The organism is Massilia sp. Root335, from assembly GCF_001425685.1.
Classification (GTDB): Bacteria; Pseudomonadota; Gammaproteobacteria; order Burkholderiales; family Burkholderiaceae_D; genus Telluria; species Telluria luteola.
In genome coordinates, this window is record NZ_LMCY01000033.1 from 140,850 (window position 1) to 167,171 (window position 26,322).

Sequence of the window (26,322 nt, forward strand, 5' to 3'; positions counted from 1 at the left end):
CAAACTCCGCACTTCAGTTACATTGTGCGGCACGCCCTGCATGTAGACCAGGTCGCGCCGCCCGGCCTTGAAAATACGGGTATATACACTTACATTGGCGTTCCGTATCCACAGGAGATTGTGATGAGCCGTAAGACCCCCATCGAGCGTTACCGCAACATCGGCATCAGCGCCCACATCGATGCCGGCAAGACCACCACCACGGAGCGCATCCTGTTCTACACCGGCGTCAACCACAAGATCGGCGAGGTGCACAACGGCGCGGCGACGATGGACTGGATGGAGCAGGAACAGGAACGCGGCATCACGATCACGTCGGCCGCGACGACGGCCTTCTGGAAGGGCATGGGCGGCAACTTCGCGGAACACCGCATCAACATCATCGACACGCCGGGCCACGTCGACTTCACCATCGAGGTCGAACGCTCGATGCGCGTGCTCGACGGTGCGGTCATGGTCTACGATTCCGTCGGCGGCGTGCAGCCGCAGTCGGAGACCGTGTGGCGCCAGGCGAACAAGTACAAGGTGCCGCGCATCGCGTTCGTCAACAAGATGGACCGCGTGGGCGCCGATTTCTTCCGCGTCCAGCAGCAGATCAAGGACCGCCTGAAGGGCAACGCCGTGCCGATCCAGATCCCGCTCGGCGCGGAAGAGCATTTCGAGGGCGTGATCGACCTCGTCAAGATGCGCGCCATCCGCTGGGACGACGCCAGCCAGGGCGTGCGCTTCGCCTACGAAGACATCCCGGCCGACCTGCAGCCGCTGGCGCAGGAATGGCGCGAGCACATGATCGAAGCGGCGGCCGACGCGACGCCCGAGCTGACGGAGAAATACCTGAACGGCGAAGCGCTGACGGAAGACGAAATCAAGGCGGCGCTGCGCGCGCGCACGATCGCGGGCGAGATCGTGCCGATGCTGGCCGGTTCGGCCTTCAAGAACAAGGGCGTGCAGGCGATGCTGGACGCCGTCGTCGAATACCTGCCGTCGCCGGTGGACGTGCCGGCCATCGCGGGCCACGACGAGGACGACCGTCCGCTCGAACGGCACCCGTCCGACGACGAGCCGTTCTCCGCGCTCGCCTTCAAGATCATGACCGATCCGTTCGTCGGCCAGCTGACGTTCTTCCGCGTGTATTCGGGCGTCGTGAATTCGGGCGACACCGTGTACAACCCGACCAAGGGCCAGAAGGAACGCCTGGGCCGCATCCTGCAGATGCACGCCAACGAGCGCAAGGAGATCAAGGAGGTGTTCGCGGGCGACATCGCCGCGGCCGTCGGCCTGAAGGGCGTCACGACGGGCGATACGCTGTCCGACCCGGACAAGGTGATCGTGCTGGAAAAGATGACGTTCCCCGAGCCCGTGATTTCGCAGGCCGTGGAGCCGAAGACGAAGGCCGACCAGGAAAAGATGGGCATCGCCCTGAGCCGGCTGGCCCAGGAAGACCCGTCGTTCCGCGTGCGCACCGACGAGGAATCGGGCCAGACGATCATGTCCGGCATGGGCGAGCTGCACCTGGAAATCCTCGTCGACCGCATGAGGCGCGAGTTCGGCGTCGAGGCGACGGTCGGCAAGCCGCAGGTGGCGTACCGCGAGACGATCCAGAAGACCGTCGAGAACATCGAGGGCAAGTTCGTCAAGCAGTCCGGCGGCAAGGGCCAGTACGGCCACGTCGTGCTGAAGCTCGACCCGCTGGAACCGGGCAAGGGCTATGAATTCGTCGACGCCATCAAGGGCGGCGTCGTGCCGCGCGAGTACATCCCGGCCGTCGACAAGGGCATCCAGGAGACCCTGCAGGCGGGCGTGCTTGCCGGCTACCCGGTCGTGGACGTGCGCGCGACCTTGACCTTCGGTTCGTACCACGACGTCGACTCGAACGAGAACGCGTTCCGCGTCGCGGCGTCGATGGCGTTCAAGGACGGCATGCGCAAGGCGGCGCCGGAACTGCTCGAACCGATGATGCAGGTCGAGGTCGAGACGCCGGAGGAATTCACGGGCAACGTCATGGGCGACCTGGCGACGCGGCGCGGCGTCGTGCAGGGCATGGACGAGATCCCGGGCGGCGGGGGGAAGCTGATCGACGCGGTCGTGCCGCTGGCCGAGATGTTCGGCTACTCGACCACCCTGCGCTCGCTGACGCAGGGACGGGCCACGTACACGATGGAGTTCAAGCACTACGCGGCGGTGCCGAAGCATATCCTCGACCAGATCGCGACGGCCAGGGCGGCAAGGTAACCTGAATCGGCTACCTTGACCCGTCATCCCCGCGCAGGCGGGGATCCAGTTTTGCGTGCGTGGCAAGCGGCGTTACCGGGTTCCCGCCTGCGCGGGGACGACGGTGTTTTTGTTTTGCGGTATCGTCGTGTTTTTGACCACGGAGACCGCGATGAAACAACTTCCCCTCCCGTCCGGCCGCACGATCCCCATCCTCGGCCAGGGCACCTGGAACATGGGGGAGGACCCGGCCGCGCGCGCGGCCGAGGTGGCCGCGCTGCGGCTCGGCATGGACCTCGGCATGACCCTGATCGACACGGCCGAGATGTACGGCGAGGGCGGTGCCGAGGAAGTGGTGGGCGAGGCCATCGCCGGGCGCCGCGACGACGTGGTCCTGGTCAGCAAGGTCTATCCGCACAACGCCTCGCGCGCGGGCGTGCGCGCCGCGTGCGAGCGCAGCCTGCGCCGCCTCGGCACCGACCACCTCGACCTCTACCTGCTGCACTGGCGCGGCGGCGTCCCGCTGGCGGAGACGCTGGAGGCCTTCGAGCGCCTGCGCGCCGAGGGCAAGATCCGCGACTACGGCGTGTCCAACTTCGACGCGGACGACATGCTGGAGGCGGCCGCGCTGCCCGAAGGCGGCGCCATCGCGGCGAACCAGGTGTTGTACAACCTGGTCCAGCGCGGCATCGAATGGGACTTGCTGCCGTGGTGCCGCGCACGCGGCATCCCCGTGATGGCGTATTCGCCGCTGGAGTCGACGCCGGCCGAACAGGGGCCGCTGCTGGCCCGTCCGCAGCTGGGCGAGGTGGCCCGCCGCCACGGCGTGACGCCGGCCCAGGTGGCGCTGGCCTGGCTGCTGCGCCAGGACGGCGTCGTCACGATTCCGAAGGCCGTGCAGCCGGCCCACGTGCGCGCCAACCGCGCGGCGCTCGACCTGGCGCCGCAACTGACGGTCGATGACATGGCCCTGCTGGACGAAGGCTTTCCGCCGCCGGGCCGGCGCCGGCCGCTGGCGATGCGCTGAGCGGCGGCAGGTGTTCAGCGGGTGCCCAGCGGGTGCTCAGTGGGTGCTTAGCCAGTGCAGCAGGTCGCCCGCGGCGAGGGGGCGGCTGAACAGATAGCCTTGTCCCTTGGCGCACGCCTGGGCGCGCACGGCGGCGGCCTGCGCCTCGGTCTCGATGCCTTCCGCGACGGTGCCCATGCCGAGGCTTTGCGCCACCTTCACCGTCGCCTCGATCAGCACGCGGTGGTGATGGCTCGTGTCGGCCTGGCAGACGAACGAGCGGTCGATCTTGACCGTGTCCACGGGCAGCTGGTGCAGGCTGGAGAGCGACGAATAGCCGGTGCCGAAATCGTCCAGCGCGAGCGCGACGCCGAGCGCCTTCAGTTCGTGCAGGCGCTGCTGCACCTGCTGGTCCTGCGCGGCCAGGCTTTCCGTCACTTCGAGCTGCAGCTGGTCCGCGCGCATGCCGTTCTCGTGCAGCACGTCGCGCACGACGTCGGGCCATCCCGGCTCCGCCAGTCGGGGGCGCGACAGGTTCACGGCCAGCAGCCGCGGCGCGCGCGCCCAGGTCGCGCTGCCACGCGCCGAAGTCGCGGCAGGCGCGGCGCAGCACGAAGTCGCCCAGCGGCCCGATGAGCCCCGATTCCTCGGCCACCTGGATGAATTCGATGGGCGGCACGACGCCGCGCACCGGATGCCGCCAGCGCACGAGCGCTTCGACGCCGGCCGCGTGGTCGGTGGCGCCGTCCGCGCCCAGGCCCACGACGGGCTGGTAGGCGACGAACAGCTGCTCTGTCAGGAGGCGGTCGACAGGTCGGACACCACCGCCGTCATGTACGCCGCGAGGAATTCCTGCGGCATGCGGCGCGGCCGGCCGCTCGAGAGCTCGATGCAGACGAGGTCCCAGCGACCGCGCAGCACCGTCGCGCCGTCGCGTTCGCGCACGAGCTGGAAGCGCCGTTCCATCGCCAGCTTGCCGTCGCCCGCGACCAGCCACGTGCCGAGCACGAGCGCTTCGCCGGCGCCGGTCGGCAGCAGGTAGTCGTATTCGCCGCGCCGGATGGCCATCGCCCGGTCGAGGCGCCGGTAGTCGTCCAGCGACAGGCCGAGCGCCTCCGAATGCGCCCAGCCGGCCTGTTCGCACCAGCGGACGTAGACGGCATTGTTGGTGTGGTTCAGTCCGTCGATGTCGGCCGCTTGCGGGACACGGGGCAGGGTGAACGGGTGCGGGTAATCCCAATCCAAGGTGGTTCCTTCCGGATGCTGCGGGTGGATGCGTGCCGCGCGGGCGCGGGGCGTCCATTTTACGTCGAGGCATGGGAAGCGGGGTCTTTACGCGGGGGCTCATGCCGGCTCCGGCAGCAGCGGCTGGTGATCGGAACCGGTCGCGTCCGCGGCCACGCGTACCGCGCGCACGTTCGGCCTTCAGGCGCGCGTGGCAGTCGAATCCGGGCAGCCGTTCGACGACACGGTCGAGGTCGGCTCCTCCCTCCGGCGTGCGGGCGCACTGCATGTTCGAGGTGATCGGGCGTAGCATGGCGGTCCTTTCGAGAAGCACAGGCTAGCGTGGCACCGGTGGCGCGGTCTGATGCAGGTCAGGCGTGCGCGGCGAACCGCGCGATCGGCACACGGTCTATGCAAATGATGGAGGCGGCGATGTACACGATGATTCTTTTGCTGTACCTGCAGCAGGGCCTGGACGTGACGCTGGACCAGGCCAATCTGCGCGGCCAGTACATGAAGCAGGGCGAATGCGAAACGGCAGCGCGCAGGCTGCGCGGGCCGGTTCCCATTCCCCGCAATTACTCGGCGGCCTGGCAGGACGTCATGTGCATCAAGGTGAACACCAACGTCCGGGTCAACGGCATGAAGCCGGTCGACCTGTCGAAGGCGTTGCAGGCGTACGCGCCCCTGCATTGCCAGGCGGAGGGTGCGTGGGAAAGGGTGGCCGAGCTGTGCCGTGCGCCTGAACCGCCGGGCACCGGCGAGGGCGGCGGCGCAAGCGGCACGGGCGACACGCCTGCCAGGTCGGCGGGGCGCTAGCTGTGGGCGTGGCAGCGGCGCGGGGCGATCGACGCGGCTGGCAGGGCGATGAGCGGCGGCTGCCGGACGCAGCGCCGGTCAGGGATCGTCGCGGTTCCAGGTGACGCCTTTCGGGCAGTCGCTCGCCGCGGCCGAGCCGACGCCCGGCATGGTGGACGCGGCGCCGTCGGGCATCCCGCGCAGGGGCATGCCCGCGCTGCCCGACCGGCGGCAACGGACCCGGTCGCCCTGGCGGAAGCGATAGATGACGACACCGTCCGGTGACGTGTAGGTGTCCGTCTGCAAGGTCAGCGTGCGGTCGATGTGGGCGGATTCGACGCCGCGCCGGAAGCGGGCCCATGGTGTGTCGGCCTCGTCGGGCACACCCGGCTTGCCCTTGCGCAGTTCGTGGTCGATGCGTCCGGCCTGATGCTGCGCGAGGCCGACCGCGAAGCCGCCTCGTGTCGACGCCGGTGCCGTGTCCGCCGGCCTGGCGGTGTCGAAGACGTCGGGCACCGATGCGGCGGCGGCCGGCGCGGGGACGGCCGCAGCTTGCGTGCCGGCGTGGGCGCGCGTGAGGTCGTCCGGCCTGGGCATGGGCGTGGCCTGCGTCGGGGGCGCGGCGCGGACAGGTGCGGCCGGCGCCGGGGCCGGGCGGGACGGCGCGGGACGCGGATGCGGATGCGGATGCGGATGCGGATCGTTCCGCGCCGGCGGCCGTGCAGTGTGGCCGCCAGCGGTTTGCAGGAAGAAGGTGACGACACGGGATGGCCGGGCGGGCTGCGGACGCCGTTCCTGCGTCCACAACCACAGTGCCAGCAGGTGGACGGCGCAGGTGAAGGCCAGCACGCCGCGCCGCCGGGTGTCCGGGGCCGGTGCGAAGGTGGCGCCGGGCGTCATCCGCGCTCCACCGGGCACCGCCGCGGGTGCGGGTGCGGCGGGCGTGCCGGCTGCCGTGGGGTAGCCGGCGCCGCCGTCCCGGTCATATGCGCATCAAGCATGCCCGGCGCGACGCGCTCAGTGCGCCGTCATGGCCTGCCGGATGGCCACGCAGCGCTGGTCTTCCTGCACGGCGTCGAGCAGGGCGCGGCGAGTGCCGGCGGAGAGGTCCTTGTCGGCGTCGGCGGCCGCCTGCAGGCGCCGGACGCTGGCCGCCGTGCAGCCGGCCGGGATCAGCGCCGGGCCATAGGCGCGCATGTAGACGGGGCCGGCCGCCTTGTCGAGTTGCGGCAGGCGTGCGAGGCGCGCGTCGGCGGTCTGTTCGCCCAGGCCATGCTGCTCGGCCGGGTACAGGTGCCCCATCGCCGTGCGTACCTTCGAAAACGGCAGCCTGGTCTGCAGGTCGTGCACGGTGCTTAGCCACTGCGTCTTGACGGCCGGGTCGGGGCGGCTGACGACGGCGGCCAGGGCGGCGTCCTGGCCCGTGTCCGACTTGTCGCGCGCCAGTTCGGCGTCGACGAGGGCTGCGGCGCCCGGATAGCCGTAGCGGTTCAGGCGGCCGATGATCGCCCAGCGCAGGTCCTGGTTGATCGCGAGGCCGTCGACGTGTTCCTTGCCGTCGAGGATGGCGGCGAGGCGGGCCAGCGCGGCCGGCGAGCTGGCGACGTCGACGTAGGTGCCGAACCAGCGGCGCTGGAAGTTGTCGTCGCCCTTGCTTGCGAGCGCGCCGGTCCAGGCCATGTCTTCCAGCTGGCGCGTGACCGCCTGCGCGTAGGCGGCCTGCGGGTCCATCAGGTCGAGGTAGCGCTTGGCCGCGAGGACCTTGCCCGACACGTCGCCCAGCAGTGTGTAGTCTTTTTCTTGCGGTACGTTGTTCAGTGCAGTGGCCAGGAAATCGTTCAGCGGGAGCTTGCCGTCGCGTACGCCGTCCCACAGGCTTTGCCACAGCATCGCGCGCAGCAGCGGATCGGCCACCGCGGCCAGGTGAGTGCGCGCGCTGTCGAACGAGCGCGGATCGAGCCGTACCTTGACGAAGCCCCAGTCGTCGTAGTTCGGGTAGACGAGGTCCGGGCAGGCGGCGCCGTTCATGGCCGGCACTGCCGTCTTCGCGCCCTTGTAGGTGACGGCAATGTTGCGCTCGAGTTTGTAGTCCTTGCCGTCCAGGCGGAACGCGGCCACCTGCACGCGCTGCTCGCGCAGGGTCGGCAAGGCCTTGCCGGGCACGCTCTGCTCGAGGGTGAAGCCGGCGATCTTGCCGGCCTTGCAGGTGTAGTTGGCGGCGATGGTGTCCACGCCCGGCTGGTACAGCCATTCGTTGGTCCAGCCCTTCAGGTCGCGACCGGCGGCGTGGCCGAGGCTGCCGATGAAGTCTTCCAGCTTCGCGTTGCGGTACTGGTATTTGACGAGGTAGTCGTGCACGCCCTTGCGGAACACGTCGGCGCCCAGCAGGTGGCGCAGCTGGATCAGTGTCGATGCGCCCTTCGCATACGTGATGGCGTCGATGTTGTCGAAGGCATTGCGCGTCGACGGCACCGGCACTTCGATCGGGTGCGTGGTGGTCTTCTGGTCCTGGTCGTAGGCGCGCTGCTTGCCTTCGGAATAGAAGGCGCGCCAGGCGTCCTTGAATTCCGTCGCGTCGGCCGTGGCGAGCGTGCCCATGAACGAGGCGAAGCTTTCGTTCAGCCACAGGCCGTTCCACCACTGCATCGTGACGAGGTCGCCGAACCACTGGTGCGCCATCTCGTGCATGATGACGTAGGCGAGGCGCGCGCGCTGCTCGGCCGTCATCTCGGCCTTGTACATGAAGCCGCGCTCGGCGAACGTGATCGCGGCGGCGTTTTCCATCGCGCCGTACAGGAAGTCGGGCACGAGGACCTGGTCGTATTTTTCGAACTGGTAAGGGATGCCGAAATAGTCGTCGAAGAAGGCGAGGCCGGCCTTCGTGTACTTGAACCATTCCGCCGGCTTGATCTGCGCGGCCACGGACTGGCGCGCGAACAGGCGCATCGGGTACTTGCCGCTCTTGTCTTCCCACATCTTGTAGGGCCCGGCGTGCATCGAGAAATTATACGGACTCAGTTTCTTGGTACGGGCGAAGGTCCAGCGGCGCAGGTCGCCGGCGGGGGCGACGTTCGTCTCGCGCGTCGTCGAGATCACCTGCCAGTCGGCCGGCACGCTCACGGTCACCTGGTACGTGGCTTTCAGGTCGGGCTGGTCGAACACGGCGAACATCTGGTGCGCGGCGGCCGGCTCGAAGTGGGAATACGTGTAGACGCGGCCGTCGACCGGGTCGACCATGCGGTGCAGGCCCTCGCCGTTGGTGCTGTGCGGGCGTTCGTACGCGACGACGACCGTGTTGCGGCCACGGGTGAGGTCGTGCGGCGCCAGCGTGATGAACCAGCCGTTGTACTGCGGCGTGACGGTCTTGCCGTTGACGGTCAGCGACTTGATCGTGGCCTTGTCGAGGTCGACGGTGAGCGGACTGTTCACGTCCTTGAGGTCGAAGGTCAGCGTCGTCGTGCCGCTGAACGTTTCCTTGCCGGTGAGCGTGAAATCGAGCGCGTAGTCGACGTTGGACACGCGCGCCGAACGGGCGGCGGCGTCGGCCTGCGACAGGAAAGCGTCCTCGGCCCGTGCCGCGGTGGCGGTCGTGGCGGCGTGGACGAGTGGGGTAGCGGCAAACGCCAGCGCGGTGGCGGCGGCGAGCGGCATCAGGCGAAACAGGCAGGTCTTCACGGGACTCCTTGCGACGATGAACGAAGGCGGCGGCTTGTGGCCACGCCCAGTAGGAATCTCACAAGAATATCATGTCAGCAATAGCATTCGTACCCGTGAGGCGCGCTGACGAAGGTTTTTTTTACTGGATTATATGCATGCGGAAGGAAGGGGGTACTCTGCCGCCGGAACGCGTCCGCGCGGTGCGGACGCGTCCGTAAAACGCGACGGCGTCAGCCGTTGGCCTGCAGGGCCGGGTAATCCGTGTAGCCTTCGGCGTTCGGGGCGTAGAACTTGTCAGGGCGCGGCGCATTCAGCGGGGCGTCGCGCTTGAGCCGCTCCGGCAGGTCCGGGTTGGCGATGAACCATTGGCCGAAGGCGACGGCGTCCGCGTCTCCGCTCGTCAGCAATTGCGCCGCGCTCTCTTTCGTCAGCTTTTCGTTGGCAATGTAGACGCCGCCGAAGATACGCTTGAGCTGCGGGCCCAGGCGGTCGTCGCCGATCGCTTCGCGGGCGCAGATGAACGCGATGCCGCGCTTGCCCAGTTCACGCGCCACATGGCCGAACGTTTCCAGCGGCGTGGAATCGCCCATGTCGTGGACGTCGCGGCGCGGCGCGAGGTGCATGCCGACGCGGTCGGCACCCCAGACGGCGATGCACGCGTCCGTCACTTCCAGCATCAGGCGCGCGCGGTTTTCGATCGGGCCGCCGTACGCGTCCGTGCGCCGGTTGGTGCTGTCCTGCAGGAACTGGTCCAGCAGATAGCCGTTGGCGCCGTGGATTTCCACGCCGTCGAAGCCGGCCTTCTTCGCGTTCTCGGCGCCCTTGCGGTAGGCGGCGACGATGCCCGGGATTTCCTCGAGCGCCAGTGCGCGCGGCGTGACGTATGGCTTCGTCGGGCGCACGAGGCTGACGTGGCCCTGGGGCTGCAGGGCCGACGGCGCGACGGGCACGTCGCCGTCCAGGAACAGCGGGTCGGAGATGCGCCCCACATGCCACAACTGCAGGAAGATGCGGCCGCCGGCCTCGTGCACGGCGCCGGTGACCTGCTTCCAGCCCGCGACCTGCTCGTCGGACCAGATGCCCGGGGTGTCGGCATAGCCCACGCCCATCGGCGTCACCGAGGTCGCTTCCGACAGGATCAGACCGGCCGACGCACGTTGTGCGTAGTATTCGGCCATCAGGGCGTTCGGCACGCGGCCTGCGCCCACGGCGCGCGAGCGGGTCAGCGGCGCCATGATGATGCGGTTCGGCAGTTCGAGGCTGCCGACCTTGATCGGGTCAAACAAAGTCGTCATTGGTACTCCTGTTTCTCGTTGGTCCGCCGCACTGTCGCGGCGAAGAGAGGGCATCTTAAAGCAGCGCCGGAAATCCTGCAGAGGACGCCGCGATTTCCGCCTGCCGGCGTGACCGGGCGGCGCTGATGCTATACTGGAGGGTTGGGTAGCGGCCGGATGCCGGATCAGGGCATCTCGGCCCAGCGCACGTGGATGCGATCCAGTTCGCCGCTGGCCTTGAGCTTGTCGAGCGCGGCGCCCAGCAGCGGCGCGAGCGCGGGATCGGCCCGGCGGCCGACCCAGAAATACGTCGGCTCGTCGGCCAGGACGACCGGCAGCACGCGCACGCGGTCTTCCAGCCCGTCCTTGCGGATCAGGTAGCGCACGGTCAGGTCGTTGATGTAGGCGAAGCGGCCGTGGCCGGCCAGGATCTTGCGCAGGTTCACGCGGTTGTCGTCGGTCGCGTCGTCGACGCGCACGCCGGCGTCGCGCAGCCGCTCCGTGAACACCGATGCCCGCTGCGACGTGACGAGGTCGCCCAGCCGGGCCAGGTCTTCGGTCGACTCGATCGTGACCGGGTCGTTCCTGCGCACCACCAGGTAGTGGCGCACCAGATAGATCGGCTTGCCCACCGGCTCTCCGATGGCCAGCCGGTGCGGCGACGACACCAGGCCGCAGGCGGCATCCAGCGAGCCGGTCTCCAGCCCGGCCTCGATGCCCGACAGCGAGCGGCTGCTGTGGCGGTAGCCGGTGAAGTGCAGGCGCGGTTCGATCCGTTCGATCGCGGCCATGATGTCCGGACAGATCCCGGTGACACGGCCGTCCTCATGGATCCACTTGGGTTCCAGGACTTCCTGCGACGCGACGCGGACTTCCAGCGCCCGTGCGCCGCTGCCCGCGAACGCGAGCGCCAGCAGCGCGCAGCGCACCGTTCTTGCGTATTTCCCCATTGGTGTTGTTGTTGTCGTTCGTGCCAGGGGCCGATTGTCGCACGATCCGGCCCCGTTTTCCCAACCGGGCGCGGCCGCGTGTCGATTCGGCAACGGGCGCGTACCCGCGCACGTTTGACCTGCATCGTCGTCGCATCCCGTCCGCACGCGAAGATACCGCTGCCAGTCCGGCGCGGCCGGCACCGACAAGGAGAATGGGATGATGGTCATCAGCGCGACTGGCCGGGAGGCTTGCCATGCATGAGTCCGACGGGCACTTCCTGTCCGTCGTCGTGCCGCTGCGCGACGAGGAAGACAACGTGCTGCCGCTGGCGACCCAGGTACAGGCGGCGCTGGCCGGCGCGCCGTGGCCGTGGCAACTGATCCTCGTCGACGACGGCAGCCGCGACCGCACCGGCGAGCGCATCCGCGAAGCCGTGGCCGCCAGTCCCCGCCACCTGAGCGGCGCCATCCTGCGGCGCGGGTTCGGCCAGACGGCCGCCATGCAGGCCGGCATCGACCTCGCGCGCGGTACCGTCATCGCCACGCTCGACGGCGACCTGCAGAACAGTCCGCACGACATCGTGCGCATGGTGCGCCGCCTGCTCGACGACGACCTCGACCTGCTGGTGGGCTGGCGCCGCGCCCGTCGCGACGGGCTGCTGCGGCGGCTGCCGTCGCGGCTGGGCAACCGCCTGATCGGCGTGCTGACGGGCGTGCCGCTGCATGACTACGGCTGCACGCTCAAGGTCTACCGCACCGCCGTGCTGCGGCGGGTGCGGCTGTACGGCGAGATGCACCGCTTCATCCCGAGCTGGATGGCCACGCTGACGTCGCTCGACCGCATCGCCGAGGAAGAAGTCAGCCATTATCCGCGCCGCCACGGGCGGTCGAAATACGGCGCGTCCGGCCTGTCGCGGGCCGTGAAGGTCTTGCTGGACCTGCTCACGATGGCGTTCTTCGTGCGCTTCCGCGCCAGTCCCGGCCATTTCTTCGGGCGCATCGGGCTCGCGTGCGGGGGCGGCGGGCTGCTCGTACTGGCCTGGCTCAGCTGGCTGAAGCTGGGCGAGGGCGCCGCCATCGCCGGCCGGCCCCTGCTGCTGCTCGGCATCCTGCTCGTCGTGATCGGGGTGCAGTTCGTCTGCACGGGCATCCTGACCGAGATGCTCGCCCGCACCTGGTTCGAGGCCGGCGCCGCGCCCGCCTATCTCGTGGGCGAAACCGTCGGCGGTGGCGGCGGCGACGACGACGGCGCGCCGTCCCACCGGCGCCCGCGCGCGGTGCGGGAGCGCCCATGAGCACCGCGCGCAGCGGACCGGATGCCGAGGTGACGGCACAGCTGCGCGCGCAGGGGGCGCCCGGGCGCTGGTCGCGCCTGCGTGCCGCGCTGACGCCGTGGACGTGGCCGCTGCTGCTCGCGGCGGCGGTCTGGCTCGGCCTGTTCCACGGCCTCGGCGCGATCCCGCTGTTCGACGTGGACGAGGGCGCGTTCGGCGAAGCGACGCGGGAAATGCTGGCCCGCGGCGACTACGTATCGACGTGGCTGAACGGCCAGCCGCGCTTCGACAAGCCGATCCTGACCTATTGGCTGCAGGCCGCGTCCATCCGGCTGTTCGGCCTGGACGAGTTCGCGCTGCGGCTGCCGTCCGCGCTCGCGGCCGCGGCCTGGATCGGCGCCATCCACGCCTTCGCGCGCCGCGCCGTCGACCGCGGCACGGCCCGCGCCGCCGCCTTCATCGCCGCCACGAGCGCCGGCGTCGTCGTGATCGGCCGCGGCGCGATCGCCGACGCACTGCTGAACCTGTTCCTGGCGCTGGCGATGTTCGACGTCTACCGCGAACTCGTCGATCCGCGCCCGCGCTGGCGCCGCCGCGCCTTTCTCTGGATTGCGTTGGGCGTGCTGACCAAGGGCCCCGTCGCGCTGCTCGTGCCGGGCGCCGCCAGCGCCATCGCGTTCCTGCTGCAGCGGCGCATGGCGGGCTGGTGGCGCGCCGTGCGCGATCCGGTCGGCTGGCTGATCCTGCTCGCCGTCGCGGGGCCGTGGTACGTCCTGGAGTACGCGCGGCAGGGCGACGCGTTCCTGGCCGGCTTCTTCATGCGCCACAACGTCGAGCGCTTCCTCGTCCCGCTGCAGGGCCATGGGGGCAGCGCCCTGTACTACCTGCCGGCGCTGCTGCTGCTCGTCCTGCCGTACACGGGGCTGCTGCTCGCCACGCTGCCCGGACTGCGCCGGCTGCGCGCGACGCCCCTCGACACGCTGCTGTGGTGCTGGTTCCTGTTCGTGCTCGGCTTCTTCACGCTGGCGGGCACGAAGCTGCCGCACTACCTGCTGTACGGCGCGACGCCCCTGTTCATCCTGATGGCGCGCCGGCGCCACGCGCTGCACTTCCGGGTGTGGGCCCTGTTGCCCGCGCTGCTCGCGTGCGGCGCCGTCGCCGCACTGCCGCTGGTGTTGCGGCATGCCGCGCCGGGCGCGCGCAACGCGTACGTGCGCGAGGCGCTGTCCAGGGGCGACGTCCTTGGTCCGGCATGGCAGGCGCAGGCGCTCGTGGCGGCCGCCGCCGTGCTGGCGCTCGTGCTGTGGCCCGGTCGGCCGCGTACCGGCTGCACCGGCGCGGCGCCGGCGCCATGGACGGACGCCGACCCCGTCCGCCGCGCCGCCGCGGACGCCGGCAAAGGTGCCTGGCCCCGCCTCGCCGCGGCCGCGCTGGCCTGCTCGTACGCGCTCGGCGGCCTGCTGCTGCCGGCCGCGGCCGAGCTCCAGCAAGGGCCCGTCAAGCGTGCCGCGCTGCTGGCCAGGCAGGCCGGGTGGCCGGTGCGCAGCTGGCGCATCGACGCGCCCAGTTTTTCCGTGTACCGCGCCGCAGTCACGCCGGCGGCGGACGTGCCGCGCGCGGGCGACGTCATCCTCACCCGCAGCGATGCGCTGGACAGCCTGCCGCCGGCGCGCGTGCTGTTCCGCGAGGGCGGCGTGCTGCTGGTCCGCATCGGCGGGTGAATCGTCATGCCGGCTTCGCTCCGTTCCCCCTGGGCCTGGCTGCCGCCCGCGGCCGCACTGGTGCTCGTGGCTGCCATCCTCGCGACCGGCAGCAACCGCGCGCTGTTCCTGTGGCTGAACCATGGCGGCCATGCCGTCGGCGATCTCGTCTGGTTCCACCTGACCATGCTGGGCGACGGGGCCATGGCGCTTGCGCTCGTGCTGCCCTGCATCCGGCGGGCGCCGCGCCTGTTCTGGGCGGCGCTGCTGGCGGCCGTCGTGGCGGGCCTCTGGACCCAGGGCACGAAACAGGTGATCGACGTGCCGCGGCCGCTGTCCGTGTTCGCGCCCGGCGCCTTCCACCTGGCGGGGCCGGCCTATCGCCACGTGTCGTTCCCGTCCGGCCACGCCGCGGCCGCGTTCGCGCTGGCCGGCATCTGGATCCTGGGCGTCGAGGGCCGGCGGCCGTGGCGCGGCCTGCTGTTCGTGCTGGCCGGGCTCGTCGGGCTGTCGCGCATCATGATCGGCGTGCACTGGCCGCTCGACGTCGTCTGGGGCATGGCGGGCGGCTGGCTGGGCGCATGGTCCGGTCTCGCACTGCAGGCGCGCTGGCGCTGGCCGACGGCGGGACGGGGCGGCCGGCTGGCCGGCGCCGTGCTGCTGGCCGTGACGGCGAGCCTGCTGGTGAGCCGCCACATCGGCATCCCGGCCGTGATGCCGGCGCAGCGCCTGGTCGCGGCGGTCTGCCTCGCGTGGGGCGCGTGGGAGATCCGCTGCCTGGGCCGGATGCGCGGCGCCGGGGCGCTTGCGCCGCGCGGTACGGCGCCGTACGCGGCCCAGGCGCCGCCGTGGCGCGCCGCGCTGGCCCGGGCGGTGGGGATGGCGCGGGCCTGGTGGGCTGGCCGGCTGGGCGTCGCCCGGCTCGTGCAGCGCGTACAGCGCGATCAGCGCGATCAGCAACGGAGGAACGATGGCTGACGAGGACGGGTGGCTGCTGGTGGGGTTTGGCGGACAGGCCGTGTTCATGGGCCGTTTCGTCATCCAGTGGATAACCAGCGAGCGCTATCGCCGCAGCGTGATCCCGGTGTCGTTCTGGTATCTGAGCATCGTGGGCGCACTGGTCCTGCTCGTCTACGCGCTGCACCGGCGCGATCCGGTGTTCGTCGCCGGACAGGGCATCGCGGTCGCGATCTACCTGCGCAACCTGCAGCTGATCCGGCGCGCGCGCGCAGCCGACGCGCTGCGCACGGAGTGAGCGGCGGCGGGGCGCGTCAGCGCATGGTCAGCGCATGGTCAGCGCACGGCCAGGATCGAGACCTTGGCGGCCAGCACGAGCAGCACGGCGCCCACCGTCCGGTCGAGCCAGACGAGCCGCGCCCGCAGCCAGGCCAGCACCGGACGCGACGAGAACAGCAGCGCCACGAGCGCGAACCACAGCAGCGACTCGGCGACGAGCAGGGTCCAGAGGAGGGCGACGTCGGCCGCCGCCAGGCCCGGCTTGAGCGCCTGCGACAGCACCGACCCGAAGTACAGCATGGCCTTGGGATTGAGCAGGTTCGTGAGGAAGCCGCTGACGAACGTCCTGCCCCCGCCCTGCGCCGCCTGCGCGTCCGGCAGCTGGCCCTTGGAGCGCAGGCACTGGATGCCCAGCCAGGCGAGGTACAGCGCGCCGACGACGGCCAGGATGCGGGACAGGCCCGGCAGCGCCGCCAGCACGAGCGACATGCCGAGGACGGAGATCAGCACATAGATGCCGATTGCCGTCGCCACGCCGGCGGCGGCCCACAGGCCGGCGCGGCGGCCGGAGACGATGGCGGTGCGCGTCACGACCGCGAAGTCGGGCCCGGGCGAGATCAGGGCCAGTGCGTGGATGCTCAGGATGAGCAGCAGGGTGTTCGGCGTCATGGCGGTCGGTGCGGCGGCGTGGTGGACGGTGCCGGACATCGTAGCACCGTCCCGGCCGCGCCGCAGGCCGCCGCGTTATTCGCGTCCGAAAGCCGGGTTCGGGCGCGTGAGGTAGTACCACTCGTGGTTCGGCGCGGCGTTCACGTCCGGGAACAGGATGCGGCCCGCGAATTCCGCGACGACGGGCGTGCCGTCCGCGCGCACGCCGATCTGCTCGCCCTCCGCGACGGGATCGAAGCTGGCCCATTGGCGCGTGAAGCGGTCGTCCGCATGCAGCTTGTCGTGCACGACGACCATCTGCAGCGCTTCCATCTCGTCGAACGGCACCGGCTGCGGTTCCGGCGCATCGATGATCTTCAGGAAGGCGAGGGTGTTCATGATGGCCGTGTAGGCGACGTCCGGCGCGCGCGGGTCGAGGTGCTGGCCGCATTCGAGGGTCAGCGCATAGCCGCCCGTGCTGCGCATGTATTCCGTCGTGCCCATGCCGTAGCGCAGCACGGTTTCCAGTTCCGCCGCGTTGCCGCGCGACCGGCGCTGCACGCCGCCGCCGTACGCGGCCATCCAGCCCGTGACGAAGCGGCGCACGCCGAGGCGGCGCGCCAGCGCGCGTTCGGCCCGCATGTGCGCGAAGGGTTCGAGGGGGCCGTCGTTGTCGAGGGGGCCGACCATCACGAACGGCTCGCCGTGCGCGGCATTGAACGAGTGGAGGTCGAGCAGGACGTCGTGCCGGGCCAGCAGTGGGCACAGCCAGTTGGCCACATGGTCCTCGAAGTCGTGCGGTTCCGCTTTCGGGGACAGGTCGCGGTTCAGGTTGCGGTCGCCCGAGCGCGTGTCTTTCGCGTACGCCAGCGGGTTGACGATGGGGACGAACGTCACGCCGCCGTTGACGATGCGGAGGGTGCCGGCGTCGATCTCCGCCATGATCCGCTGGATGGCCTGGGTGCCGCACTTCTCGTTGCCGTGCGTGGCGCCCATGATGATGACGTTGGGGCCGGCGCCCTGGCCGGTGTAGTTGACGGACTTGAAGTGCAGCTGGCTGGCGGGGATCATGCGTCTTGTTCCAAAAAAAATGAATGCGGGCATTGTAGCGTGCCGGCCCCCGGCGTGGCATCATCCGTGTTTTCGTAAAAGAATGCCAACATGGACGGCGTCAATACGGGAGGCCCGCCGCGCATCCACGGCCTCGACACCTTGCGCGCCCTCGCGGTGTCGCTCGTGGTGCTGCACCACTACACGCTGTTCGTCAGCGACGCCCCGACTTTCGGCTGGATCGGCACGATGGGCTGGGCGGGCGTCGACCTGTTCTTCGCGCTGTCGGGCTACCTGATCGGCAACCAGATCTTCGGGGCGCTCGGCAGCGCGCGCGGATTCGGGCTCGGACGCTTTTACGCGCGCCGCCTGCTGCGCACGCTCCCCAACTTCTGGGTCGTGCTGGCGCTGTACGCGCTGTGGCCGGCCTGGCGCGGCGCCACGCCCATGCTCCCGCTGTGGCAGTACCTGACCTTCACGCAGAATATCCATCTGCAGCCGGGCACCGCGTTTTCGCATGCGTGGTCGCTGTGCATCGAGGAGCAGTTCTACATGCTGCTGCCGGCCGCCGCCATCGCCGGCGCCGCGCTCGGACGAGCGGGCGTGCGCCTGCGCTGGGCGTGGATCGCGCTGCTGCTGGCCGTCGCGGGCGGGATGCTGGCCCGCGCGACGATCTGGCACGACGGGCAGCACGCCGCGAACCGGCTCGGCTACTACTACCAGTACATCTATTACTCGAGCTGGTGCCGCTGCGACGAATTGCTGGCGGGCGTCGCGCTCGCGCTGCTCAGGCGCCGCGCGCCCGGATCGTGGCGGCGCCTCCTCGCGCACGGCAATGCGCTCCTGGCGGCCGGGTTGTGCGTCACCGCCGGAACCTGGGCGTGGTTCCTCGGCGATCATTATGGCCTCGCACAGACCGTTGCCGGCTATCCGCTGCTGGCCCTCGGCTGTTCCTTGCTGATCCTGGCGGCGCTGGCGCCCGACTCGCTGCTGCACCGCGTGCGGGTGCCGGGCGCGGCCAGCCTCGCCCTGTGGTCGTACGCGATCTACCTCACGCACAAATCCGTCAGCATCCTCGTCGCGGGGCGCATGGCGCGCGCGGGCTTCGGGGCCGGGGACGGGGCCACGATCGCCGCGTGCCTGCTGGCGTCGCTGCTGGCCGGGTGGCTGCTGTTCGTCTGCGTCGAGACGCCGTTCATGCGGCTGCTCGCACGGTGGGACAGCGCGCTCAGCCCCGTACCCGCACCGGCGCTTCGATGACGTCGAAGGCGACCGGCATGTCGGCCAGCCATGCCTGCAGGTGGGCGATGCGCATCGACGGGTCGTAGCCCGCCGTCGACGCCAGCGCGGCGCGCAGGCCGGGCAGGGCTTCCGGCGTGTGCGGGCTGTCGCAGGCGTCGATCAGCATGGCGACGAGGTCCGTCGGCGCCGTGCCGCCGCGGCGCAGGCGCGCGTGGATCACGCCGAGCAGCGCGCGCTGCATGCGCGGCGTCGGGTGGGTGATGTGGGCGAAGACGGTAGGCGTGTTGGCGATGGCTTCGCAGATCGCCGTCTCCATCTGTTCGGGCTTGAGGTCGGAGGCGATGTCGAAATAGGCGCGGTCCCAGCGCGTACGGGCGTACCGGTGGCCGGGCGGGAAGGCGTCGACGCTTTCCAGGCCGAGTGCGCGGCTGGCGCGGGACAGCAGGGACGACAGGACGGGAAGCAGCGGCATCGTGGATGAAAGGCGAAGTGCGATCCCGCTAGTGTAGACCAAGAAGCGGAAACGCGCGGCCGTCGCGTGGCCGCCCCGCGCCCACGCGTAACACACGCGGTGGGCGAACGTCCGCGTGGGCACAGGGTGCCCACCCTACCGGGACATTCGGCATAGGCACAGACCGTGGGGTGGGCGCGCCGCGCCGTCGCGTAACGCACATGGTGCGCGAACGTCGGCATAGGCACAAACCGTAGGGTGGGCGCCCCGCGCCCACGCGTAACGCACATGGTGCGCGAACGTCCGCATAGGCACAAGCCGTAGGGTGGGCGCCCCGCGCCCACGCGTAACGCACGTGGTTCGCACGCGTCCGCGTGGGCACGGGGTGCCCACCCAACCGGCACAGGTTTTAAGCCGCCGCCGCAGCAGCCGCCGTGCTGTCCGTGAACTTCCCGTTGCGGAAATCCTCGACGGCCTGGAACACCTCGGCCTGCGTGTTCATCACGAACGGGCCGTATTGTGCGATCGGCTCGTTCAGCGGCCGGCCCGCGATCAGCAGCAGGCGGGCGGGCGCGCCGGCCTTGATGCGCACGCCGTCGGCATCCCGGGCGTTGTCGAGGATGGCCATGCGCGCCTGCGGCACCGCCTTGCCTTCGACGATGACGTCGCCGCGGAACACGTACAGGAAGGCGTTGTGCCCGGCCGGCAGCGGCTGGTCGAACGCGGCGCCGGCGGGCAGCTCGATGTCCAGGTACAGCGGCTCGGTGACGTCGCGCCGGACGGCGCCGTCGACGCCGTGCGTGCTGCCGGCGATCACCTGCACGGCCGCGCCGGAGGCCAGCGTGAAGCGCGGCACGTCCGCGGCCGGGATGTCGCGGTACCAGGGCGCGCGCATCTTGTCCTGCGCGGGCAGGTTGAGCCACAGCTGGAAGCCTTCCATCAGCCCCTCGTCCTGCTCGGGCATCTCCGAGTGGACCACGCCGCGGCCGGCCGTCATCCACTGCACGCCGCCGCTCGAGATCGAACCTTCGTGGCCGGCGCTGTCGCGGTGGCGCATGCGGCCCTCGAGCATGTAGGTGACGGTCTCGAAGCCGCGGTGCGGGTGCTCCGGGAAGCCGGCGATGTAGTCGCCCGCCTTGTCGCTGCCGAAGGCGTCCAGCATCAGGAACGGGTCGAGGCGACGCTGCAGCGGCTGCGTCAGCACGCGGTTGATCTTGACGCCCGCGCCGTCCATGACGAACTGGCCGCCGACCAGGCGTTCGACACCGCGGCTCGTGGCCACGGTCTGTGTTTGCACTTGCTGGGTCATGATGTTCTCCTTACGGTGCGCGTTCCCGGGATATGAAAGCGTTCAGGCCAGGGCCGCCACTGCGGCATCGGCGTCGGCCTGGCCCTGCGCGGCCGCTTCCGGGCCCATCGCCTGGGCCGCCGAGTAGATGAACGCGTGGTCCGCCAGGCCCAGGAAGTTCAGCAGCATGCGGATGTGCGGCACTTGCGGGTCGGCGTCCGCCGGGTAGACGCCGCCGCGCGCGGTGGCCACGTATACTTTCTTGTTCTTGAGCAGGCCTTCCGGACCGTTCTCCGTGTAGCGGAACGTCACGCCGGCGCGGGCAACCGCGTCGAACCAGGCCTTCAGCTGGATCGGCATGCCGAAGTTGTACATCGGCGCACCGAGCACGATCACGTCGGCGGCCTGCGCTTCGGCGATCAGCGTGTCGTCCAGGGCCACGCGGGCGGCCTGGGCGGCCGTGCGCTGGTCGGCCGGGGTGAACAGGGCGCCGAGCGCCGCTTCGTCCAGTACCGGATGCGGGTTCGCGCCCACGTCGCGCACCGTGACCGTCGCGCCCGGATTGGCGGCGGCCAGCTTGGCGACGATCGCGTTGGCCACGCGGGTCGATTCGGATTGGGTGCCGCGCAAGCTCGAGTTGATCTGCAGGATGTTCATGGTGGTATTCCTTCGTGTCGGTTTGTGTTGCGATGGAGTCACTTTAGCGGGTCCATATATCGAGCGGAAGGCGGTAGAATGGATAACATTATTCAACCGATGGAACAATCAACACCATGAACGTCGAACCGAACGACTTGCTGCTGTTCGCCCGCATCGTCGAGGCAGGCAGTTTCAGCATGGCGGCGCAGCGCCTCGACCTGCCCAAGTCGACGGTTTCGCGCCGCATCGCGATGCTGGAGGCGAGCGTGGGCGAGCGCCTGCTGCAGCGCACGACGCGCCGCCTGATGCTGACGGAGTTCGGCGCGAGCCTGCTGGAGCACGCGCGCAAGGTGGCGGAAGAAGTGGAGGCGGCCGGCGCGCTGGCGCAGCACCGCCAGGCCGAACCCAGCGGCAAGCTGCGCATCTCGATGCCGCAGGATTTCGCCAACGTCGTCATGGTCGAGATGATTCCGCGCTTCGTCGAGCGCTATCCGGCCGTGTCGCTGGAACTGGACCTGTCGCCGCGGCGCGTGGACCTCGTCGCGGAGAACTTCGACATCGCGATCCGCATGGGCGACCTGCCGGAAGACTCGACCCTGGCCGCGCGCCGCATCGCCCTGCAGCGTTTCGGCTTGTACGCGGCGCCGTCCTACCTCGCGCGGCGCGGCCTGCCCGAACAGCCGGACGATCTGCTGCGGCACGACCTGCTGTGCATCCTCAGCCGCACGGGCGGCGCCGCGCCGTGGGTCCTGCAGCGCGGCAAGGTGCGGTGGGAAAAGGAACTGACGGCGCGGCTGACGGCCAATTCACCCCAGCTGCTGGCGCGCATCGCGTGCAGCGGGGTCGGCATTGCGGCGAGCACGGATTTCATCGTGGCGAAACACGTCAACAGGGGCGAGCTGGTGCGGGTGCTGCCGGAATGGGAGATGCCGGTCGCGACCGGCTGGGCCGTGTTTCCGGGCCGGCGCCTGATGCCCGCGAAGACGCGGGCGTTCCTCGACATGATGGACGAGATGTTCTGCAAGGACCAGGACAAGCCGGCCTGAGCGTCAGGCGGATACGTGCGCCGTGCCCTTCGTGCCGCGCATGCCGGCCAGCAGGATGCAGCCGAACACGATCTCGACGGCCGCGCCCGTGAATGCGACGGCGGCCGGCGGCGCGTGCCGCGCGGCCAGCGCATAGCCAGCCAGCGCCAGCACGGCGCCGCACACCCAGAACAGCTTGCGGCCGAACAGCGTGGCGAACGTCAGGTAGCGGCCGCCGATCACGAACAGCATCGCGGGGAAGAACAGATCGATGCGCCACACCGAGATGCCGTAGACGAGGGCCAGCATCATGATCATCCAGATGGTCGTCGCGAAGGCCAGCATGCCCAGCGGGTTGCCGGCCGCATGGCGCGCGGAGCGGCCCAGCGCGCGCGTGAGCAGCGCGGAGACTGGATGGATCAGTACGCCGCCCGCGTACAGCGCCCAGACGGCGGCTTGCGGCGAGCGCGTCAGGCAGACGGCGCCGGCGATGGCCCAGACCGACCCGGACACGAACAGGCCGGGCGCGCCGCCCAGGTAGGCCGTGCGCATGTCCTGCTGCGCGGCGGCGAACGTCAGTGAGGCGGGAGGCGGTGATGGCGTGGCGTGCATGGCGTGCTCCGTGAAAGAGAAATGCCATGCTGACACGAAACAGTTGTCAGTACAATATCTTTTTTTACGCCGGCCGGTTGCCCATCATCTCGCCCAGGCGCACGGCACGTTCCGGCGCCCAGTCCGGGTTGAAGCGGATCGTGCCGGGACGGAACAGCATGACGATCGTCGAGCCGAGCAGGAAGCGGCCCATTTCCTCGCCTTTTTTCAGGACGATCTCGCGGTCCGCGTACGTCCATTCCGTCACCTTCTGCATGCGCGGCGGATTCACGACGCCGTGCCAGACGGTCGCCATGCTGCCCACGATCGTCGCGCCCACGAGCACCAGCGCGAACGGGCCGTGCTCGGGCGATTCGAACACGCACACGACGCGTTCGTTGCGCGCGAACAGGTTCGGCACGCCGCGCGCCGTCGTCGGGTTGACGGAGAACAGGGCGCCCGGCACGTAGATCATCCGCATCAGTTTGCCGTCGCACGGCATGTGCAGGCGGTGGTAATCCTTCGGCGACAGGTACAGGTTGGCGAAGCAGCCGTGGCGGAATTGACTTGCCAGCGTGGCGTCGCCGCCGACCAGTTCGGTCGTCGTGAAGCGGTGGCCTTTCGCCTGCAGGATGTGGTGGTCGTCGATGGCGCCGAACTGGCTGATGGCGCCGTCGACCGGGCAGACGAAGTCGGCGTCGGCCAGCGGACGCACGCCTTCCCTCAGCGGCCGCGTGAAGAATTCGTTGAAGCTTTTATAGCTCGCGATATCGGCATTCTCGGCCTCGGCCATGTTGACGCCATATTTGGCGACGAACCAGCGGATCAGGCGCGTCGTGATCGTGCCGCCCTTGGCACCGGCCACGCGGCCGGCGAAGGTCGTGAGGCGCCTCTTCGGCAGCAGATACTGGGGCAGGACTTTCAGGCGATCGGACACGGTGAACCTCGAAATAAAGACGCGCCATTATAGCGGCGCGGGCGTTCGCGAAAATGGTTTTGCCAAAAAGCATTAATTATTCGGCAAAGTGGCCGGAATGCTTCGCTTATGCATATCAAAAATATTTACGCTTAGGCAACAATGCGTCGGAAATCTGGTGGACAATGGCGGCCGTGCTATTTTTTGCCATTCTGACATGCATATCGTGATGACGCCATCCCGCTTGACCACCGGGGTCAGAGCCCGTTTTTGAGCAATAGCTTGACTGGAATTTCAAGCGGCATGGCCTGCGAGCAAAGTCTCGAAAAAGGGCTCTGACCCCGAATTCACGACTTCAGGCCAGCCGCATCGCGACGGCCCCGCAGGCGATGAGGGCGACGGCCGCCAGGCGATGGCGGCGTCCGGCGTCACGCCTGCTCGGCGACCGGTGCCGTCTCCGGTATGCCGTGGCGACGGAAGTAGCGGTGCGCGACCAGCAGCGCCGCGGCCTGCATCGCCGCGCACAGGAAGAACGGCCCGCCCATGCGCCAGTCCAGCGGCGGCAGGTGGCTCGCCGCGCGCAGCAGCTCGGTGCCGACGAGGGGCATGATGACGAGGCCGATGCTGCTGACCGATTGCAGGGAGCCCATCAACTCGCCCTGTTCGCGCGGCGACGACGATTTCGACAGGATGCCCTGCAGCGCCGGGCCGGCGGCGAACGACAGCAGGTTGCACACGATGAAGACGTACATCATCCAGCCGTGCGTCGCGACCGCGTACAGGAAATAGGTGACGGCGCCGGATGCGAGGCCGATCAGCGACAGCCGCACTTCGCCGAAGCGCCGGATCAGCCGTGCGAGCAGCCCGGCCTGCACGACGATCGAGCACACGCCCACGCAGAACAGGGCGATGCCATTGTCGCCCGGGGTCCAGTTGAACCGGAACGTCGTGTACAGGACCCACGTCGTCTGCAGCGTCATCTGGGCGAAGGCGACGAGCGCGTAGACGACGATGAGGCCCCGGATGTCGGTCCGCCGCACGAGGCGCAGCAGGGCGCCGAACGGATTGATGCGCGCCCACAGGAACGGCGTGCGGCGTTCGCGCGGCAGCGATTCCGGCACGGCGATCCAGCCGTACACGAAGTTCGCGGCGGACAGCGCGGCCGCCAGGTAGAACGGCAGGTGCAGTCCCATATTGCCCAGCAGGCCGCCCAGCATCGGGCCGCAGATGAAGCCGAAACCGAACGCCGCGCCGATCTTGCCGAAGCTTTTCGCGCGGTTCTCCGGCGTCGACACGTCCGACGCGTACGCCGACGCCACCGACATGCTGGCCGACGACGCGCCGCCGATGATCCGGCCGATGAACAGGCAGGCGAGATTCGGCGCCCACGCCGTGGCGAGGAAGTTGATGCACATGCCGCCCATCGAATACAGCAGCACGGGACGGCGTCCGATGCGGTCGGACAGCGCGCCGACCAGCGGCATGAACAGGAATTGCATCAGGCCGAACGTGGAGCCGAGCACGCCGTACCACAGCGCCTGCTGCTCGCGGTCGGCGACGAATGTGCCGACGAGGTTCGGCAGCACGGGCACGATGAGGCCGATGCCGAGCATGTCGATGAACACGCAGATCAGGACGAAATTCAGGTTGCCGGACGGGGTCCTGGCAAGAGTCGTGCTGCTGGTCATGGCCTTCCCGGAATGAAGCGGAAAGCGCTTATGGTAGCACCGATTGCCCTGCCGGCAACACCGGCCGTCCCGTCAAACGCCGGCCTGCGGCATGCCGCTCCATTCGCGGGCGAAGGCGCCGCGGAAGTCCGTCAACGCGGCCAGCCGCGCCTCGGCGAGCGTGCGGCCGGCCACCGTCTGCATCATGGCCGGGAGGCGCGCCAGCTTGGCCTCGATGTGGTCGAGGGCATAGGCTTTGTCGTCGAGCGGACGGTCGTGCGCGAGCGGATCGCTGCCGTGGGCCAGGCTGCTGCCCATCCGGCCCGCGATGTAGAACATGCGCGCCAGGCCGACCAGGCCAAGGCCGTCCAGGCGGTCGGCGTCCTGCACGATGCGCGCCTCCAGCGTCGTCGCGGGCACGGCGGCGGAAAAGCTGTGCGCCTCGATCGCGTGGGCGACGCCCGCCAGTTTATCGGCCGGAAAATCGAGCGCGGCCAATCTCTCGCCGGCCAGTTCCGCCGACAGCCGCGACGCCACGCTGCGGCGCGGATCGTCCTTCGGCACGTTGACGAGATCGTGCAGATAGCAGGCCGCCAGCACGACGAGCGCGTCCGCCTGCGGGTAATGCGCCAGCAGCGCCTGCGCATTGCGCCACACGCGCTCGAAATGGTTCAGGTCGTGGGCGCCGTCCGGGCCCTGTTCCGCGACCGCGGCGGCGGCCAGCGCGGCCAGGCGCGCCTGCCAGGCAGCGAGTTCAGGAGGGCGTTCGTAGTGCGTCGTCTGCATCGGATTCGTCGAAGGAAAAGTTCGCGAGCGCACGCTGCGACAGCGCGTCCGCATCGGTGTTCTTGTGGCGCGGCACCCAGCGCAGGCGCACGTCGGGCAGGCCGGCGAGCAGGGCATGCACGCGGCTGCGGTAGGGCGCCAGCGCCGGCGCGGCGTACAGGTCGGGGCCGGCGACGTCGTCAATCACGACCCGGCTGTCGCCATGGATCGTGAGGTCGCGCGCGCCGTGCGCGACGGCCGCTTCCAGCAGGGCGATCAGGGCGCGGTATTCGGCCTCGCTGCTGTTGCCGTGGCCGGCCGGGCGGGCGATCTCGACCCGGATGCCGGCGGGCCCGTCGAGCCGGGCGCCGATGCCGCAGCGGCCCGGGTTCGGCTTGGCGGAGCCGTCGAACCAGCCGCGCCAGGCGCTGGGCGGGCCGTCGTGGCGGGCCGCGCGGCGCGCGTCGGCGGCGGCTTTCCCGGCGGCGCGGGCGGCGTCGCGTGCCGCCTGGGCGGCCAGCATGCCGGTGCGCGCGGCGACGAGGGCGGCGAGGCCCTGGGTGCCGGCCGCTGCTTCCAGGGTGCGGCGCAGCGCCTGGTCGGCCGGCAACCCGGCGGCGCGCGCCAGGCGGCGGCTGGCGGCGCGCTCGGCTTTATAGGCGATCCGGTCCAGGTCAGGGAAGTCGTTCATGCCGTGAGGATACCTGCTTTTCGCTGACGTCGTGTCC

Annotated in this window: 25 protein-coding genes and 1 pseudogene; 9 read left to right on the forward strand and 17 right to left on the reverse strand. The window is 69.8% G+C overall.

Translation table 11 applies throughout. The features are described 5' to 3' along the window. Positions 1 to 123 precede the first annotated feature (123 nt). On the forward strand, positions 124 to 2,232 hold the full coding sequence (fusA, locus tag ASC93_RS18585; RefSeq protein ID WP_056445575.1) for an elongation factor G: 2,109 nt from the start codon (positions 124 to 126) through the stop codon (positions 2,230 to 2,232). Between the two features lie 151 nt (positions 2,233 to 2,383). Further along, entirely contained in the window at positions 2,384 to 3,238 is an 855-nt protein-coding gene (locus ASC93_RS18590; protein WP_056445578.1) for an aldo/keto reductase, read from the forward strand. A gap of 36 nt (positions 3,239 to 3,274) precedes the next feature. Here ASC93_RS18590 and ASC93_RS30920 read toward each other — a convergent pair whose 3' ends face one another. The 3 genes and pseudogenes from ASC93_RS30920 to ASC93_RS30925 form a co-directional block, all read right to left on the reverse strand. Beyond that, positions 3,275 to 3,757, reverse strand: coding sequence for an EAL domain-containing protein (locus ASC93_RS30920; protein WP_307189013.1), 483 nt, complete (start codon positions 3,755 to 3,757; stop codon positions 3,275 to 3,277). 88 nt (positions 3,758 to 3,845) lie between these two features. Next, positions 3,846 to 3,980, reverse strand: a pseudogene (locus tag ASC93_RS32630) (EAL domain-containing protein); the annotation flags it as partial. 32 nt (positions 3,981 to 4,012) lie between these two features. Then, positions 4,013 to 4,462: a thioesterase family protein gene (locus tag ASC93_RS30925; protein ID WP_056445581.1), complete on the reverse strand. Its 450-nt coding sequence runs from the start codon at positions 4,460 to 4,462 to the stop codon at positions 4,013 to 4,015. Positions 4,463 to 4,873: 411 nt separating this feature from the next. On the opposite strand from ASC93_RS30925, the gene ASC93_RS18605 reads away from it, so the two are divergent. Next, positions 4,874 to 5,260 carry a hypothetical protein gene (locus ASC93_RS18605; RefSeq protein WP_200958361.1) on the forward strand — a complete coding sequence of 129 codons (387 nt, stop codon included), beginning with the start codon at positions 4,874 to 4,876 and terminating at the stop codon, positions 5,258 to 5,260. Between the two features lie 78 nt (positions 5,261 to 5,338). Here the strand turns inward: ASC93_RS18605 and ASC93_RS30930 are convergent, their stop codons facing one another. The 4 genes from ASC93_RS30930 to ASC93_RS18625 all read right to left on the reverse strand — a co-directional run bounded on the left by ASC93_RS30930 (position 5,339) and on the right by ASC93_RS18625 (position 11,120). Then, the gene (locus ASC93_RS30930; protein WP_056445584.1) at positions 5,339 to 6,139 is read right to left on the reverse strand and encodes a hypothetical protein; all 801 of its coding nucleotides are present in this window, start codon (positions 6,137 to 6,139) and stop codon (positions 5,339 to 5,341) included. A gap of 117 nt (positions 6,140 to 6,256) precedes the next feature. Next, positions 6,257 to 8,914, reverse strand: a complete 2,658-nt coding sequence (gene pepN / locus ASC93_RS18615; RefSeq protein WP_229412784.1) for an aminopeptidase N — start codon at positions 8,912 to 8,914, stop codon at positions 6,257 to 6,259. A gap of 212 nt (positions 8,915 to 9,126) precedes the next feature. Continuing rightward, complete coding sequence (locus tag ASC93_RS18620; protein ID WP_056445588.1) at positions 9,127 to 10,191, reverse strand: alkene reductase; 1,065 nt, start codon at positions 10,189 to 10,191, stop codon at positions 9,127 to 9,129. A 164-nt stretch (positions 10,192 to 10,355) separates the two neighbouring features. Continuing rightward, positions 10,356 to 11,120 carry an ABC transporter substrate-binding protein gene (locus tag ASC93_RS18625; protein WP_082548154.1) on the reverse strand — a complete coding sequence of 255 codons (765 nt, stop codon included), beginning with the start codon at positions 11,118 to 11,120 and terminating at the stop codon, positions 10,356 to 10,358. Positions 11,121 to 11,356: 236 nt separating this feature from the next. Between ASC93_RS18625 and ASC93_RS18630 the strand changes: the two genes are divergently transcribed. The 4 genes from ASC93_RS18630 to ASC93_RS18645 are packed head-to-tail and all read left to right on the forward strand — an operon-like array spanning position 11,357 to position 15,331. Beyond that, positions 11,357 to 12,397, forward strand: coding sequence for a glycosyltransferase family 2 protein (locus ASC93_RS18630; RefSeq protein ID WP_082548155.1), 1,041 nt, complete (start codon positions 11,357 to 11,359; stop codon positions 12,395 to 12,397). Next, complete coding sequence (locus tag ASC93_RS18635) at positions 12,394 to 14,097, forward strand: glycosyltransferase family 39 protein (RefSeq protein WP_056445594.1); 1,704 nt, start codon at positions 12,394 to 12,396, stop codon at positions 14,095 to 14,097. Before ASC93_RS18630 ends, ASC93_RS18635 begins: the two co-directional genes overlap by 4 nt. 6 nt (positions 14,098 to 14,103) lie before the next feature. Next, positions 14,104 to 15,054, forward strand: coding sequence for a phosphatase PAP2 family protein (locus ASC93_RS18640; protein ID WP_056445597.1), 951 nt, complete (start codon positions 14,104 to 14,106; stop codon positions 15,052 to 15,054). After that, a complete protein-coding gene (locus ASC93_RS18645) occupies positions 15,047 to 15,331 on the forward strand; it encodes a lipid-A-disaccharide synthase N-terminal domain-containing protein (protein ID WP_056445600.1) in 285 nt (94 codons plus the stop codon). Before ASC93_RS18640 ends, ASC93_RS18645 begins: the two co-directional genes overlap by 8 nt. A gap of 38 nt (positions 15,332 to 15,369) precedes the next feature. Here the strand turns inward: ASC93_RS18645 and ASC93_RS18650 are convergent, their stop codons facing one another. Further along, a complete protein-coding gene (locus ASC93_RS18650) occupies positions 15,370 to 16,020 on the reverse strand; it encodes a LysE family translocator (RefSeq protein ID WP_056445603.1) in 651 nt (216 codons plus the stop codon). Between the two features lie 36 nt (positions 16,021 to 16,056). Beyond that, positions 16,057 to 17,031 (reverse strand): succinylglutamate desuccinylase/aspartoacylase family protein, encoded by a 975-nt coding sequence (locus ASC93_RS18655; RefSeq protein ID WP_056445615.1) that lies wholly within the window; start codon positions 17,029 to 17,031, stop codon positions 16,057 to 16,059. Positions 17,032 to 17,121: 90 nt separating this feature from the next. Here ASC93_RS18655 and ASC93_RS18660 point away from each other — a divergent pair, with 90 nt between their 5' ends. Beyond that, positions 17,122 to 18,270 (forward strand): acyltransferase, encoded by a 1,149-nt coding sequence (locus ASC93_RS18660; protein WP_056445618.1) that lies wholly within the window; start codon positions 17,122 to 17,124, stop codon positions 18,268 to 18,270. Here ASC93_RS18660 and ASC93_RS18665 read toward each other — a convergent pair. From ASC93_RS18665 to ASC93_RS18675, 3 genes are all read right to left on the reverse strand, one after another. Next, entirely contained in the window at positions 18,239 to 18,724 is a 486-nt protein-coding gene (locus tag ASC93_RS18665; protein WP_157202004.1) for a hypothetical protein, read from the reverse strand. The two genes, ASC93_RS18660 and ASC93_RS18665, sit on opposite strands and share 32 nt — an antisense overlap. Positions 18,725 to 19,112: 388 nt before the next feature. Beyond that, positions 19,113 to 20,012 carry a pirin family protein gene (locus ASC93_RS18670; RefSeq protein ID WP_056445622.1) on the reverse strand — a complete coding sequence of 300 codons (900 nt, stop codon included), beginning with the start codon at positions 20,010 to 20,012 and terminating at the stop codon, positions 19,113 to 19,115. Positions 20,013 to 20,054: 42 nt separating this feature from the next. Then, a complete protein-coding gene (locus tag ASC93_RS18675) occupies positions 20,055 to 20,648 on the reverse strand; it encodes an FMN-dependent NADH-azoreductase (RefSeq protein ID WP_056445625.1) in 594 nt (197 codons plus the stop codon). Positions 20,649 to 20,764: 116 nt separating this feature from the next. On the opposite strand from ASC93_RS18675, the gene ASC93_RS18680 reads away from it, so the two are divergent. Continuing rightward, positions 20,765 to 21,676 (forward strand): LysR family transcriptional regulator, encoded by a 912-nt coding sequence (locus ASC93_RS18680; RefSeq protein ID WP_056445628.1) that lies wholly within the window; start codon positions 20,765 to 20,767, stop codon positions 21,674 to 21,676. Positions 21,677 to 21,679: 3 nt separating this feature from the next. Here ASC93_RS18680 and ASC93_RS18685 read toward each other — a convergent pair whose 3' ends face one another. The 5 genes from ASC93_RS18685 to ASC93_RS18705 form a co-directional block, all read right to left on the reverse strand. Continuing rightward, positions 21,680 to 22,267 carry a hypothetical protein gene (locus ASC93_RS18685; protein WP_056445631.1) on the reverse strand — a complete coding sequence of 196 codons (588 nt, stop codon included), beginning with the start codon at positions 22,265 to 22,267 and terminating at the stop codon, positions 21,680 to 21,682. A gap of 64 nt (positions 22,268 to 22,331) precedes the next feature. Continuing rightward, positions 22,332 to 23,183, reverse strand: coding sequence for an archaetidylserine decarboxylase (gene asd / locus ASC93_RS18690; protein ID WP_056445634.1), 852 nt, complete (start codon positions 23,181 to 23,183; stop codon positions 22,332 to 22,334). A 407-nt stretch (positions 23,184 to 23,590) separates the two neighbouring features. Continuing rightward, positions 23,591 to 24,850, reverse strand: a complete 1,260-nt coding sequence (locus ASC93_RS18695) for an MFS transporter (RefSeq protein ID WP_056445637.1) — start codon at positions 24,848 to 24,850, stop codon at positions 23,591 to 23,593. Positions 24,851 to 24,922: 72 nt separating this feature from the next. After that, complete coding sequence (locus ASC93_RS18700) at positions 24,923 to 25,615, reverse strand: HD domain-containing protein (protein WP_056445640.1); 693 nt, start codon at positions 25,613 to 25,615, stop codon at positions 24,923 to 24,925. Next, complete coding sequence (locus ASC93_RS18705; protein WP_056445643.1) at positions 25,584 to 26,285, reverse strand: ribonuclease HI family protein; 702 nt, start codon at positions 26,283 to 26,285, stop codon at positions 25,584 to 25,586. The genes ASC93_RS18700 and ASC93_RS18705 overlap by 32 nt, the downstream gene beginning before the upstream one ends. Between the last annotated feature and the right edge of the window lie 37 nt (positions 26,286 to 26,322).

Bases quoted from the DNA above. Each gene is read 5' to 3' on its own strand.
- ASC93_RS18655 (WP_056445615.1), bottom strand. From the start codon at position 17,031: ATGATCCCCGCCAGCCAGCTGCACTTCAAGTCCGTCAACTACACCGGC.
- fusA (WP_056445575.1), top strand. From the start codon at position 124: ATGAGCCGTAAGACCCCCATCGAGCGTTACCGCAACATCGGCATCAGC.
- ASC93_RS18645 (WP_056445600.1), top strand. From the start codon at position 15,047: ATGGCTGACGAGGACGGGTGGCTGCTGGTGGGGTTTGGCGGACAGGCC.
- ASC93_RS18700 (WP_056445640.1), bottom strand. From the start codon at position 25,615: ATGCAGACGACGCACTACGAACGCCCTCCTGAACTCGCTGCCTGGCAG.
- ASC93_RS18695 (WP_056445637.1), bottom strand. From the start codon at position 24,850: ATGACCAGCAGCACGACTCTTGCCAGGACCCCGTCCGGCAACCTGAAT.
- ASC93_RS18650 (WP_056445603.1), bottom strand. From the start codon at position 16,020: ATGTCCGGCACCGTCCACCACGCCGCCGCACCGACCGCCATGACGCCG.
- ASC93_RS18625 (WP_082548154.1), bottom strand. From the start codon at position 11,120: ATGGGGAAATACGCAAGAACGGTGCGCTGCGCGCTGCTGGCGCTCGCG.
- ASC93_RS18670 (WP_056445622.1), bottom strand. From the start codon at position 20,012: ATGACCCAGCAAGTGCAAACACAGACCGTGGCCACGAGCCGCGGTGTC.
- ASC93_RS18705 (WP_056445643.1), bottom strand. From the start codon at position 26,285: ATGAACGACTTCCCTGACCTGGACCGGATCGCCTATAAAGCCGAGCGC.
- ASC93_RS18640 (WP_056445597.1), top strand. From the start codon at position 14,104: ATGCCGGCTTCGCTCCGTTCCCCCTGGGCCTGGCTGCCGCCCGCGGCC.
- ASC93_RS18660 (WP_056445618.1), top strand. From the start codon at position 17,122: ATGGACGGCGTCAATACGGGAGGCCCGCCGCGCATCCACGGCCTCGAC.
- ASC93_RS18605 (WP_200958361.1), top strand. From the start codon at position 4,874: ATGTACACGATGATTCTTTTGCTGTACCTGCAGCAGGGCCTGGACGTG.
- ASC93_RS18665 (WP_157202004.1), bottom strand. From the start codon at position 18,724: ATGCCGCTGCTTCCCGTCCTGTCGTCCCTGCTGTCCCGCGCCAGCCGC.
- ASC93_RS18590 (WP_056445578.1), top strand. From the start codon at position 2,384: ATGAAACAACTTCCCCTCCCGTCCGGCCGCACGATCCCCATCCTCGGC.
- ASC93_RS18680 (WP_056445628.1), top strand. From the start codon at position 20,765: ATGAACGTCGAACCGAACGACTTGCTGCTGTTCGCCCGCATCGTCGAG.
- ASC93_RS18620 (WP_056445588.1), bottom strand. From the start codon at position 10,191: ATGACGACTTTGTTTGACCCGATCAAGGTCGGCAGCCTCGAACTGCCG.
- ASC93_RS18630 (WP_082548155.1), top strand. From the start codon at position 11,357: ATGCATGAGTCCGACGGGCACTTCCTGTCCGTCGTCGTGCCGCTGCGC.
- ASC93_RS30930 (WP_056445584.1), bottom strand. From the start codon at position 6,139: ATGACGCCCGGCGCCACCTTCGCACCGGCCCCGGACACCCGGCGGCGC.
- ASC93_RS18635 (WP_056445594.1), top strand. From the start codon at position 12,394: ATGAGCACCGCGCGCAGCGGACCGGATGCCGAGGTGACGGCACAGCTG.
- ASC93_RS18685 (WP_056445631.1), bottom strand. From the start codon at position 22,267: ATGCACGCCACGCCATCACCGCCTCCCGCCTCACTGACGTTCGCCGCC.
- ASC93_RS18675 (WP_056445625.1), bottom strand. From the start codon at position 20,648: ATGAACATCCTGCAGATCAACTCGAGCTTGCGCGGCACCCAATCCGAA.